8 protein-coding genes and 1 pseudogene are annotated in these 12,870 nt (G+C 47.5%); 7 read left to right on the top strand and 2 right to left on the bottom strand.

The features are described 5' to 3' along the window. Window positions 1-252 precede the first annotated feature (252 nt). The 6 genes from AACT35_RS04995 (at window position 253) to pruA (ending at window position 11,207) form a co-directional block, all read left to right on the top strand. Window positions 253-2,397 (top strand): polyribonucleotide nucleotidyltransferase, encoded by a 2,145-nt coding sequence (locus tag AACT35_RS04995; protein ID WP_062433293.1) that lies wholly within the window; start codon window positions 253-255, stop codon window positions 2,395-2,397. Between the two features lie 285 nt (window positions 2,398-2,682). Further along, the gene (locus tag AACT35_RS04990) at window positions 2,683-2,997 is read left to right on the top strand and encodes a potassium channel family protein (protein ID WP_254048090.1); all 315 of its coding nucleotides are present in this window, start codon (window positions 2,683-2,685) and stop codon (window positions 2,995-2,997) included. Then, window positions 2,987-4,786: a hypothetical protein gene (locus AACT35_RS04985; RefSeq protein WP_254048089.1), complete on the top strand. Its 1,800-nt coding sequence runs from the start codon at window positions 2,987-2,989 to the stop codon at window positions 4,784-4,786. Before AACT35_RS04990 ends, AACT35_RS04985 begins: the two co-directional genes overlap by 11 nt. Before the next feature lie 431 nt (window positions 4,787-5,217). Then, complete coding sequence (locus tag AACT35_RS04980; RefSeq protein ID WP_099241090.1) at window positions 5,218-6,282, top strand: potassium channel family protein; 1,065 nt, start codon at window positions 5,218-5,220, stop codon at window positions 6,280-6,282. A 68-nt stretch (window positions 6,283-6,350) separates the two neighbouring features. Next, entirely contained in the window at window positions 6,351-8,081 is a 1,731-nt protein-coding gene (locus AACT35_RS04975; protein ID WP_099241089.1) for an ammonium transporter, read from the top strand. Window positions 8,082-8,186: 105 nt separating this feature from the next. Then, window positions 8,187-11,207 carry an L-glutamate gamma-semialdehyde dehydrogenase gene (pruA, locus tag AACT35_RS04970; RefSeq protein ID WP_099241148.1) on the top strand — a complete coding sequence of 1,007 codons (3,021 nt, stop codon included), beginning with the start codon at window positions 8,187-8,189 and terminating at the stop codon, window positions 11,205-11,207. A 62-nt stretch (window positions 11,208-11,269) separates the two neighbouring features. Here the strand turns inward: pruA and AACT35_RS04965 are convergent, their stop codons facing one another. Both AACT35_RS04965 and AACT35_RS04960 read right to left on the bottom strand, forming a co-directional pair. Beyond that, on the bottom strand, window positions 11,270-11,689 hold the full coding sequence (locus AACT35_RS04965) for an HNH endonuclease (protein WP_099241087.1): 420 nt from the start codon (window positions 11,687-11,689) through the stop codon (window positions 11,270-11,272). Further along, window positions 11,686-12,075: a hypothetical protein gene (locus AACT35_RS04960; protein ID WP_099241085.1), complete on the bottom strand. Its 390-nt coding sequence runs from the start codon at window positions 12,073-12,075 to the stop codon at window positions 11,686-11,688. Before AACT35_RS04960 ends, AACT35_RS04965 begins: the two co-directional genes overlap by 4 nt. 272 nt (window positions 12,076-12,347) lie before the next feature. On the opposite strand from AACT35_RS04960, the pseudogene AACT35_RS04955 reads away from it, so the two are divergent. Next, a pseudogene (locus AACT35_RS04955) lies at window positions 12,348-12,596 on the top strand (BrnT family toxin); the annotation flags it as partial. Window positions 12,597-12,870: the final 274 nt, after the last annotated feature.

Here is a 12,870-nt window from a genome sequence, read left to right as displayed (position 1 = left end):
CGTATAACTGGTTACATTTAGCCACAAGCGAGCATTATAAGCGGAGAAACTGAGCCTTGGCAAGGGGCGTATCAGAAAAACATGACAGTTCTTAATTCTTGAGACAGAGATTGACGCTTTGAAGGAGATTTTTGGGAGTTCAAGGAACCAGGGGTGATCGCCAATGCTGTCTAGGATCGGGGCCAGCATAAAGTGTTACGATTGCCACAGAACGAAGAAAAGTGATCATAAACAAAAGGACAACACGCAATAATGCAAGAACATATTCAGTCGATTTCTTTCGATGGGCGAGAAATTCGACTAAAAACAGGTTTGTTTGCGCCTCAGGCCGGCGGGTCAGTTTTAATTGAATCAGGAGATACAGCGGTTTTAGTCAGTGCAACGACAGCCCCTGGCAGACAAGGAATTGACTTTCTACCTTTGCTGGTAGATTACGAAGAACGATTATACGCAGCAGGACGAATTCCCGGTGGTTATTTAAGAAGAGAAGGCCGCCCCCCAGAACGGGCAACGCTCATTTCGCGCCTCATTGACCGACCGATGCGCCCGCTATTTCCCCAGTGGTTGCGGGACGATATTCAGATTGTCGCCACAACGCTCTCCCTCGATGAAGAGGTGCCGCCGGATGTCCTCGCTGTGACGGGGGCTTCTGTGGCTACATTGCTCGCGGGTTTACCTTTCTACGGGCCGATGGCCGCCGTCCGAGTTGGTCTGGTGGGGGATGATTTTATCCTCAATCCCACCTACCGAGAAATGATGAATGGGGATTTAGACCTCGTAGTTGCTGGCACCCCCGACGGTGTGATCATGGTTGAGGCCGGAGCCAATCAGTTGCCAGAAGCGGACATGATCGAGGCGATTGATTTCGCCTACGAGGCGATCCAAGAGTTGATCGAAGCCCAACGCGCGTTGATGAAGGAACTTGGCGTTGAGATGGTCAGCGCTGAGCCACCCGCTAAGGATGAGGAACTCGAAAAATTCATTGGCGATCGCGCCACGGACAAGATCAAAAAAGTCTTGAGTCAATTTGATCTCGATAAAAATGGTCGCGATGCCGCCCTCGATGAAATCAAAGCAACAGAAATCATTGAGGCCATCGAAGCTCTGCCGGAAGATGCACCACTGCGGCTGAAAACCACAGAAGAACCCAAGCTCATTGATAACACCTTCAAAGCGCTGACGAAAAAGCTGATGCGGAGCCAAATCGTCGAAGATGGGGTTCGGGTTGATGGTCGTAAATTGGATCAAGTGCGCCCCATTTCCTGTCGCACTGCTGTATTACCGAGAGCCGTCCATGGTAGCGGTTTATTTAACCGAGGTCTGACCCAAGTTTTATCCATTGCTACCCTTGGAACGCCCGGTGATGCCCAAGAGATGGACGATTTACATCCCTCCGACGAAAAGCGCTACTTGCACCATTACAATTTCCCCCCCTACTCCGTGGGTGAAACTCGCCCAATGCGATCGCCTGGCCGCCGGGAGATTGGCCACGGTGCCTTGGCCGAACGCGCCCTTTTACCCGTATTGCCGCCGAAGGATGAATTTCCCTATGTCATTCGGGTCGTTTCTGAAGTCTTATCTTCCAACGGATCCACCTCCATGGGTTCTGTTTGTGGCTCTACCCTCGCATTGATGGATGCTGGGGTGCCCATTGCAAAGCCCGTGAGTGGTGCCGCGATGGGGCTGATCAAAGAAGGAAAAGAAGTCCGTATCCTCACCGATATCCAAGGGATTGAAGACTTCCTCGGTGACATGGACTTTAAGGTTGCCGGGACAGCGGACGGGATTACGGCCCTCCAGATGGACATGAAGATCACTGGCCTGGCCGTTGAGGTGGTCGCAGAAGCGATTAAGCAAGCTTTGCCCGCTCGCCTCCATATCCTTGAAAAGATGACCGATGTCATTGCCGAGCCGAAGGAATTGTCCCCAGCCGCTCCCCGTCTGCTCACCATTAAGATTGATCCTGATTTAATTGGGATGGTCATTGGCCCTGGTGGCAAAACCATTAAAGGGATTACCGAGCAAACCCGTGCCAAGGTGGATATTGCCGATGACGGTACCGTAACGATCGCCTCCTCTGAATCGGAAAATGCCGAGAAAGCCAAGCGCCTAATCGTAAACATGACTCGCAAGCTCAACGAAGGGGATGTGTATTTCGGTAAAGTCACCCGCATTATTCAAATTGGTGCCTTTGTGGAAATTATGCCTGGGAAAGAGGGCATGATCCACATTTCGCAACTGGCAGAAGGTCGCGTGGGCAAAGTCGAAGATGAAGTTGCTGTCGGTGATGAAGTGGTGGTTAAAGTGCGCGAAATTGATAACAAAGGACGCATTAATCTCACCCGCCTAGGGATCCATCCTGATGAAGCAGCCGCTGCTCGGGTTGCTGCTCAATAAAAATATAAAACATCACTATTTTTCGGTGTTGTAATTTAATGTAATTTCCCTCAAGTGACTTGGGGGATTTTTTTTGTTTGGCACCAGAATTTATCGTTGTCAAATGGTCGGAAGAATAGACTAACCAATCAAATTGTTTCAAGGTAAGAAATTTTCAACAAAAGGTTAAGATTAGACTTTAAGAAAGTGTAATTTTCAGGGAAGCTAAATTAGATACAAGCTAGATTGAGGGAAACTGCCATACTCTAGGGTAACCATCGCGATCGCTTTAAAGTTATTCAGGGTGTGGATCGTCCCCACGCTGCACCTCAATTTTCCCAAACCCCTTTTCAACGGGTGACAACTGGGTCAATCTTTTTTCTAATCACTATAGTGATTGCGATTTGTGGCTATATGTTGTTTGGCTGGACTACCCTAGAATCCTTTTATATGGTGGTAATCACGGTGTTTGGGGTGGGATATGGAGAAGTCAAACCCCTGGAGACAACACCAGAGAAGCTCTTTACAATTTTTGTTATCTTAGCGGGGACATCAGCGGCCATCATTGACTTCAAAAAAAGATCTGGATATGATTTAAGGCGTTATCATTGTGTGGATTAATCAATTAGCTGTTGCCATGAATGTAAAAAAACTAAGCCTATATCTTTTCTCTATCAATTTAGTGACTAGTTTTTTTGCTGTGGCTGCAGCAGATGAAGTCAACGAATCTCTGATAGGAAATTCTACAGATGCCAATGCTTTCGACTTAGAAAATAGTGCTCAGATACTGATTTCAGATATTGTTGAGCAGGAAGATGCCGATACTCAAGAAGCAATAGTCACAGGGAATCGAGTCATTGAATATTCGACCAGTCCTTTCGAGGCTAATTTTTTAGAGCCTGCAACTATAGAATCAGCAACTACATTGCCTTCAGGCGTTCTTGATCTTAGTTCTGGATTTATTGTCTATCCTACTAATTCAGAATCCACTGGTGTGGGGTTACAAGTATATTATGGTTCTATTGAATATGGTGTTACGGACAGATTACAAATAGGTGCAGACATCTCATTTTTTGATGATGTTTTAGGTGATAGATTTAATGGAGAAAGAACTAATCTAACTTTTTCATCTGTAGCACCAAATGTTAAATACAAACTGATCGAAGAACCTTCCTATAGTCTTGGGATTGTTGGTTCACTTGAATGGATACAAGTCCGTTCCGAAAATGGTTTATTCAGTGAACAAGGTACTTCTGCCCGCCAAAAAGATAATGTTCTGGCTGGTACCATTCAATTACCAGTGACATATAATATTTCCGAAAATGCTCAGTGGCATGCAGTGGCTGGAGCGACGATTTTCCCTGAGACCGTTAATGGGGGAGATTTCTACGGTACTTTCTTTAATGTTGGTACAGGGATAACTTTTCAATTAAGCGAAAGATTTGGTTTGCTAGCGGACATTAATTTTCCGATTGGCTCTTCTGGCGGCAATAGCGTCAATACAGACGGTAGTATTAGCGAAAAAGTGGTTTGGAATGCTGGTTTTAGTTATTTGCATAGTCCGAACCTCGCCTTGGATTTTTCAGTGACCAACCGGCTAGGCACTACGCCAGCAACTAAGTTACTAACTTTTCTGCCCAATGGTGATGAAGTAGGAGCTTTATTTAAGCTTAGATATACACCTGATCTTGCTCAAACCTATCGGGGGAATTTTGGAGATAACCCTTTTCCTCCTATGACGTATCGAGAGAAGCAATTACTATTTGATGGCATTCTCCTTAGTAGTCCCACCACTGTTCGTAAAGGAATGATTCTTTTGGATGGTGGAATTACTACTGATGGAGACAGTGGTAGCGCACAGCTTAGTTTTGGTCTCAGTGATACTGCTCAAATAGAATTTCTAGCTTCGCAATTAGCAGATAATGATCAACCATTACAAAATAATTTTAAAGCTGGTGTTGCGACTAAACTTAATTTTTTGAATCAGGCCCAAGGTGATCCCTTTTCCTTAGGTTCGAGAATTGCACTTGTATTTCAAGATGGTACCGATTCCTTTTTAGGAGATTTATCTTTTGCTTATTCTCCCAATGATACGATTAGTTTTACGTTAAATCCGAAAGTAGCGTTATTTTCTGACGAGAGCATTGTTGGTGCAGGTTTAGGTGTTAATTTACAGCTGTCTCCCGGACTACAGTTAATTGGGGAAGTAACTCCTATGCTTAGTGATGATCCCTTTGTTTGGGCAGCTGGTGCGCGTTATTTATTCCCCAAATCCAATTTTGGTTTAGGAGTTTATGGTACCAACACCTCAGGCAAAGGAAATATTGGTAGCCTAATTCGTCAATCTGATGATGATGTGAGCGTTGGTTTTAATTTAATGTGGTTATTAGGTGGTGGTAGAAGTGATTAAACAGGTCTGATGAAATCGTCTCTATACTTCTAAAAAAATGACTGATGTCATTCATTTTGAGTTAAAGGAATTGTTTCTGGCAGCCTCGTCTACTCACCATCAAGATTAATGCTAATTTTCTACATTTTATCCCCTCAGTTTAGCTTCAGAATTTAGGAGTAACATCGTTATTTTTCAGGGTTTTTACTTAACATAAAATCCTCAAGCGGCCTGGGGACTTTTTTTATTTAATACCATTATCTATCCCTGTAAAATCACCAGAAGAATAAATTAATCAATTTTCTCCGGAGTAAGAAATTTCAAGCAAAAGGTTAAGGCTAAATTCCAGAAAACTACGATTTTCAGGGAAGCTAAATTAGATACAAGCTACATTGAGGGAAACTGTCATACTCTAGGGTAACCATCGCGATCGCTTTAAAGTTATTCAGAGTATGGATCGTCCCCACGCTGCACCTCAATTTTCCCAAACCCCTTTTCAACGGGTAACAACTGGGTCGATCTTTTTTTTAATCACTATTGTGATTGCGATCTGCGGCTACATGCTGTTTGGTTGGACGGCCCTAGAATCGTTTTATATGGTCGTGATCACGGTGTTTGGGGTGGGATATGGAGAAGTCAAACCCCTGGAGACGACGCCGGAAAAACTGTTTACGATTTTTGTCATCTTAGCGGGGACATCAGCAGCCATCTACGGGGTAGGAGGATTTGTGCAAATGGTGACGGAGGGAGAGATTAATCGGGCATTTGAGGCAGAAAGACAACGTAAAAGCATTTCCAATTTAGAAAATCACATTGTTATTTGTGGCTTTGGCTATATTGGCCAAATTTTAGCCCAAAAACTCGAAGATTCGGGACAAGCTTTTGTGGTGCTCAGCATTGATCCAGAACAATTGGCGATCGCTGAACAGCGAAGTTATCTAACCAAGGAGGGAGATCCGGCAGATGAGCTGATTCTGCAGGGGTTAGGCATTCGGCGGGCCAAGGCTTTAGCGACGGTGCTTGATAGCGATGCCAGCAATGTGTTTATTACTTTGACTGCCCGGGAATTGAACCCAGACTTAATGATTTTGGCGCGGGGGGAAGTGCCCAGTACCGAAAAAAAGCTCCGGTTAGCAGGGGCAAACCACGTCATTTTACCTGCCAGTGTCAGCGGGGCGCGGATGGCTAATTTGATTACGACACCTCCCGCGACGGATTTTTTTAGTCAGTCTTCTCAACAGGAACAACTGAATGATCTTTTGCAACAAATTAATGTGCAGATGATCGAGTTGGCGATCGCCCCCCAATCATCCCTCGTGGGGAAAACAGTCCGGGAGCTAGAAATTCGCGGCAAAGGGGCTTTTATTGTGGTGGCTTTACGGCGATTTCAAGGCGATTTTATCACCCATCCAAGTCCAACTTTAATGTTGACTTCTGGGGATATTTTAGTGGTTTTGGGTCACGAAGAAGACATTCCTAAATTTGCCCGGTTTTATCAATTATTCCAACCTAAATAGGCTTTTTTCTTCAGCAAAATTAATTTAATCCCGATGAATTATCCGTTCCTAAGGAAACCCATTACTTTATGATTGATCAACTGTGGTTGCTAATTTGTGCTGGTTTGGTGCTGTTGATGCAAGCTGGCTTTATGTGCCTCGAATCTGGCCTGACCCGCACAAAAAATAACATTAATGTGGCTGTTAAAAACCTCTCCGATTTTGGTTTGTCGGTGATGTTGTTCTGGGGAATTGGCTATGGTTTGATGTTTGGGCTATCCCAGTGGGGAGGCATCGGTGGGAGCAATTTCTTTTTGGGCACGACTGGGAACCCCGAAGAGGCCGCTTTTTTCCTGTTCCAGGCAATGTTTTGCGGTACGGCCACAACGATTATTTCGGGGGCGATCGCCGAACGGCTAAAGTTCGAAGCCTACATCATCATTGTGGTCCTGGTGTCGGGGTTTATTTACCCGGTTTTCGGGCATTGGGCCTGGAACGAAGCGGGTTGGCTGCTGCAACTGGGATTTCTCGACTTTGCGGGGAGTACGGTGGTTCACAGTATGGGGGCTTGGGTGAGCCTGGGCACCTTGCTTTTAGTCGGAGCCAGGGAAGGGCGATTTACCCCCACAGGAACCCAAAAAATCCAAGGATCGAACTTGCCCTTTGCCGTTTTGGGGGCGTTGCTGTTGTGGGTGGGCTGGCTGGGATTTAACGGGGGAAGTACCTTCGTTTTTAATGACCAGGTGCCCCAAATTATTACCAATACAGTGCTGGCAGGAACTGCGGGGATGGTGACGGCGATGCTCCTCAGCCAATGGTATCTCAAGCGCTCAGAGGTCGAGGAAATTATTAACGGTTCCCTGGCGGGACTGGTGGCGATTACGGCTTGTTGCGATCTGGTGTCGAGTCCCTTAGCGGTGGTGGTGGGGATAACGGCGGCGGGGGTGGCCCGATGGGTGTCGAGTCTTTTAAAGCGCTACAAAATTGATGATGCGGTGGATGCGATCGCCGTCCATGGGGGCGCGGGACTGTGGGGAACCCTCTGTGTCGGGTTATTTGGTAATGTCGAAGCCCGCCATAGTCAACTGCTAGTACAACTCTTGGGGGTGGCGATCGCCCTTGCTTGGGGGACGGGGCTGACTTGGCTAATTTTGCAACTGTTGCAGCGGTGGTATCCTTTGCGGGTTTCCCCGGAAGCCGAAGCCCTGGGTTTGAATATTTCTGAACATGGGGCCAAAACCGATGCCTACGAACTGTTTCAGGTGATGGATCACCAGGCCGCGACCCAAGACTTGACCCTGCGGGTGCCCGTGGAACCCTTTACGGAAATTGGCCACATTGCCACCCGTTATAACCAAGTGATCGACGCCCTCGAACAAAATCACCGGGAAAATGCCGAATCCCTAGAGGAACTTTATACAATCACCGCGATGGCCGTGGCCGCCATTGAGCACCAAAATTTTGATCCAGATTTGTTTGCCAGTTTTGGCGATCGCCCCGATGAATTGGGCATTTTAGGCCGCTCCCTCCAACAGTTGCTCCAGACCATTAACCAGCAAACAGCGGCCCTCGAACAACTACAACAGCAACAACAAACGACCCTGAAGGCGGTACTTGGAGAAATTTTCCAGCAGCGGTTTGGGGAACCGAGTCTCACCTATCAAGGACAATTACCCGATTTGCCCCCGGCACTGACCATGGCCGAAATCACCCACATGGCGATCGCCGCCACCAGCTTTGGGGAATTTTTAACACAAGTGCAGGCTACCAACATTGCCCCCAGTGAAAATCAGCCAGTTGCCGCAGATTGGAACGATTGAAAATATAAATTCACCAAGTCCTGAAACACTGACAAAGCCTCTACCCCTGGGCCTGCCTTTTTCCGGGAAAATTAAACCATAGGTCTTTTCGGAGAATTGTTAGCCGTGGTCATCGATGCTCAGGATCGTTACGAAGCGCGTACCCAACAAATTGCTAGGGAGTTAATCGCTGCCACCAGGGAAAAACGGTCATTTTTCTCGAAAATCCAAGACCAGATGCGCCTAGACGATAAATTGCTGGGCTGGGCCATGGAAAATCCCCATTTGCGGGTGCAACTGTTTCGCTTCATTGATGTGTTGCCAGCCCTCAAGGACAATACGGCGATCGCCCAGCATCTCCAACAGTATCTAGGGGATGAGTCGGTGGAGTTACCCGGAGCTTTAAAAAAAATCCTCAATTTCACCGAACCCCATTCTCCTCCGGCACAGATTGCGGCCGCAACCATTAGTAAATCCGTGGAAACCCTCGCGTTTAAATATATTTCGGGGGAAAACGTCAAGCAAGTGCTAAAAACCGTTGAACGTCTGCGTCGAGACAAAATGGCGTTCACCATTGATCTCTTGGGCGAGGCAGTGATCACCGAATCAGAAGCCCAAAAATATCAGCAAACTTACCTCGATTTAATGGCGGATTTGGCGACAGCGGCAAAACATTGGTCTAAGGTCGATGCCATTGATGCGGCGGACGGGGAGGATCTCGCCAAGGTGCAAGTATCTGTAAAATTGACAGCGTTTTATTCCCAGTTTGACCCCCTCGATCCGGCGGGCAGCAAGGAGAATGTGGCGGAACGGGTGCGGCTATTGTTACGCCATGCCCAGGAATTGGGGGTTGCGGTGCACTTTGACATGGAGCATTACGAATATAAAACCCTCACCCTCCAGATTTTGAAAGATGTGTTGCTAGAAGCGGAGTTTCGGCACCGCCGTGATATTGGGGTGACATTGCAGGGCTATTTGCGGGATTCTTACGCCGATTTAGAAAGTTTGATTGAGTGGGCTAAGGAACGGGGTACCCCTGTCACTGTCCGTTTAGTGAAAGGCGCTTACTGGGATCAAGAAACGATTACGGCTCTGCAAAACCACTGGGAACAGCCAGTTTTCAACGAAAAGGGCGCGACGGATATTAATTACGAACGCATGATCCGGCTGCTATTGGAAAACCATCAGTATCTCTACGGGGCGATCGCCAGCCATAATGTGCGTTCCCAGGCGGTGGCCTGTGCGATTGCAAAAGAACTCAATATTCCCCGGCGTAATTTTGAATGTCAAGTGCTGTACGGCATGGGCGACCAAATTGCGAAGGCGTTGGTAAAAGAAGGTTATCGGGTGCGGGTGTATTGTCCCTACGGCAGAATTTTGCCGGGCATGGCCTACCTAATCCGGCGTTTGTTGGAGAATACCGCCAATAGTTCTTTCCTCCGCCAGAACCTAGAAGAGCGTCCCGTTGAAGAATTAATCGCGCCCCCCACTGGTGATCTCAAGGCAACGATTCACGACCTTGATAGTAGTCATCTGCAATTTGCCGGGGCTGCCAACGTTGATTATGCCGAGCCAGAACTGCGGGATAAGTCCCAATTTGCAATCGCCGAGGTGAAAAAACAGCTTGGCAAACGTTATCTGCCCTACATCAACGGTGAATATGTACAAACCGAAAATTTTGTGGACTCGGTGAATCCCTCCCGTTCCACAGAACTCATTGGTAAAGTTGGTCAAATTTCCCTAGAGCAAGCAACGGAGGCGATCGCCGCCGCCAAAGCCGCTTTTCCCGCCTGGAAGAAAACCCCCGTCTCGGAACGGGCCAACATTCTCCGCAAAGCCGCCGACATCATGGAAGCCCGTCGCCACGAGTTGAATGCGTGGATTTGTCTAGAAACAGGCAAAATCCTTAAGGAAGCGGATCCAGAAGTCTCCGAAGCCATTGATTTTTGTCGCTACTACGCCGACGAAATGGAGCGTTTGCACCAGGGTTATACCGTTAAACCCGATGATTTATCCCAAGTGCAGGGTTTCAAAAAATACGATGTTTGCGGCGAAACCAACCGTTACCATTACCAACCGCGCGGCCTTGCGGTGGTGATTTCTCCGTGGAATTTCCCCTTTGCGATCGCCACGGGGATGACCGTTGCAGCCTTGGTGACAGGCAACTGTACCCTCCTAAAACCCGCCGAAACCTCCAGCGTGATCGGTGCAAAAATCGCGGAAATCCTCATTGAAGCGGGGATCCCCAAGGGTGTCTTTCAGTTTGTGCCAGGACGTGGATCCACCGTAGGCGCAGCGATGGTTAAACATCCCGATGTGCATCTGATTGCGTTTACGGGTTCCCGTGAAGTGGGTTGTAATATCTATGCCAATGCGGCGATCGTCCAACCGGGCCAAAAACACTTGAAGCGGGTCATTGCCGAGATGGGCGGCAAGAATGCGATTATCGTCGATGATAGTGCCGACCTCGACCAAGCGGTGGCGGGTGTACTCCATTCGGCCTTTGGCTATAGCGGTCAGAAATGTTCGGCTTGTTCGCGCGTGATTGTGATGGAAGCGATCCACGATATTTTTGTGGAACGTTTGGTGGAGGCGGTGAAATCAATCCAGGTCGGCGAAACGGATAATCCGAGCGTCAAGATGGGGCCGGTGATTGACGGGGCAGCCCAAGCGAAGATCAAGGACTACATCCTGAAGGGCAAGGAACAATCGAAAGTCGCCTTTGAAACGGCAGTTCCCAACAATGGTTATTATGTGTCCCCAACTATTTTCACTGATGTGCAAGCGGATCAGGCGATCGCCCAGGAGGAGATTTTTGGGCCAGTATTAGCGGTGATTAAAGTCAGTTCTTTCGATGAAGCCTTAGCAGTTGCCAACGGTACGGACTACGCATTGACCGGAGGCCTTTATTCCCGGACACCGCAACACATCGAGCGAGCAACGGAGGAATTTGAAGTGGGCAATCTCTATATCAACCGGGGGATTACGGGGGCGATCGTGGCCCGTCAACCGTTTGGCGGCTTTAAGATGTCTGGTGTGGGTTCTAAGGCGGGCGGCCCTGATTATCTCCTGCAATTCCTAGAGCCACGCCATGTAACTGAAAACGTTCAGCGTCAAGGGTTTGCACCCATCGAAGGGGTTGATTAATTGATGAAATAGTGGCGATCGCCTTTCTGTAGAAATACGGGAGGGCGATCAACTCAATTACTTTAATCGGGTGGGTGCCATCCTGCCAAAATCCAAGCTTGTCGTACCATGACTGCATAGGGATTATTCAGTTGAAGAGCAAGCACTGTCGCACGACCACAAGCAGTTAAACCACGAATCAAAGCACCTTCTCTTTCCCAGATGAAATGCTCTGACCACTTTTGAGTACGGGGATTAAACAAAGTAACGGTGGTATTCGTCACTGGATCGATGCCATGGGTTTTCGTGCCTTTGTAGGAATTACAGAGACGGCAAGCTAGCCACAAATTATCTTCTTCGTCTGAGCCGCCCGCTGCTTTTGGGATAATGTGATCGATTTCTAAGATGCCTAAAACATATTTCTGAAGGCTTTTGCAGTAACCACATTGATTATTGGCGGTTTCTCTCACCTGTTGGCGCAGCTCTTCTGAGATGTAGCTCATTCGCTGAGAGGTTGAATTAATCGACGTTTCACAGCTTCGTTTAATGCTGTCGCTTTACGCAGAAGTCCTTCTTGATAAACTTGCATCAGAGTCTGAAGTTCGGAGGAATCGGGATTGGACAGTTGCCCTGCTTGTTGTAAATCCAGTAGCTGGCTAAGGCGGGCATCTTGTTCTGGCTCCATCTGTAGCTCGGTTAGACCTAAAATCTCTTCATCATCTAAAGCTGTAATCGCAGGAGTTGCTGTGCTATTGGGATGGGAAGCAGGAATGAGAAGCTGAATACTCTCCGCCACAACACTGGACAAGTCACGATTGGCGAGATGGGCAAATTGCTCAACTCTCTGGTAAACGTCATCTGGTAACTCAATCGTAATGCGAGTGCTCATAAATTTTGACTACTTAATGAGTTGAACTCTGGCTAAAATTATATCGTGAGGTTTTAGTGTTCAAGCTGTCTGGTGTCGAGTCTAAGGCGGGTGGCCCTGATTATCTCCTGCAATTCCTAGAGCCGCGTCATATAACTAAGAATGTCTAGCGTCAAGGGTTTGCACCCATCGAAGGCGTTGATTAATCGATGAAGTAGTGGCGATCGCCTTGTTATGTTTGTAATGACCTCTGACGGATTTAGCCCATGTTGTTTGACTAGGATGATAATAAAGCAAGAATCAACCTAGACAAGCATGGAGTTCCGTTTGACGAAGCCAAGTCCGTCTTTGAAGATCCGCTGTTTTTGACCTTTGCGGACATCGACCACTCAATCAATGAGAGACGCTTTATCATAATGGGAGAGTCAACAAAAGACAGGTTACTGGTCGTTGCTTACACAGAACGTGGAGATTTTACCCGTCTCATCAGTGCTCGTCTCGCAACCCCTAAAGAACGTAAGGCTTATGAATCCGAACTCTGAAATGGATGATGATTTGCGTCCTGAATATGATTTCACGCAGATGACTGTGGTAGCGCGTGGACAAGGACGACGACAAAAAGCAACTGTGACAGTCGATATAGACCCCAGATGTCGCCAAACTGTTTCCGGACTCCAATGCCGTAAATGAAGGGCTACGCTTACTAATGCGTTTGATGAAACAAAATGCTTCGCAGTTAAATGAAGAAGTATTAGATACTTAGCACAATCTATGGTTCGAAAGACTTGCCATAATTTAGATTTCTATTTTTAAAAA

The organism is Synechococcus sp. BDU 130192 (assembly GCF_963876085.1).
Lineage (GTDB): Bacteria > Cyanobacteriota > Cyanobacteriia > Cyanobacteriales > MRBY01 > MRBY01.
Note: the sequence above shows the minus strand (reverse complement) of the source record. Positions and strands in the feature narration are given on the sequence as shown.

Bases quoted from the DNA above. Each gene is read 5' to 3' on its own strand.
- AACT35_RS04995 (WP_062433293.1), top strand. From the start codon at position 253: ATGCAAGAACATATTCAGTCGATTTCTTTCGATGGGCGAGAAATTCGA.
- AACT35_RS04980 (WP_099241090.1), top strand. From the start codon at position 5,218: ATGGATCGTCCCCACGCTGCACCTCAATTTTCCCAAACCCCTTTTCAA.
- AACT35_RS04975 (WP_099241089.1), top strand. From the start codon at position 6,351: ATGATTGATCAACTGTGGTTGCTAATTTGTGCTGGTTTGGTGCTGTTG.
- AACT35_RS04965 (WP_099241087.1), bottom strand. From the start codon at position 11,689: ATGAGCTACATCTCAGAAGAGCTGCGCCAACAGGTGAGAGAAACCGCC.
- AACT35_RS04960 (WP_099241085.1), bottom strand. From the start codon at position 12,075: ATGAGCACTCGCATTACGATTGAGTTACCAGATGACGTTTACCAGAGA.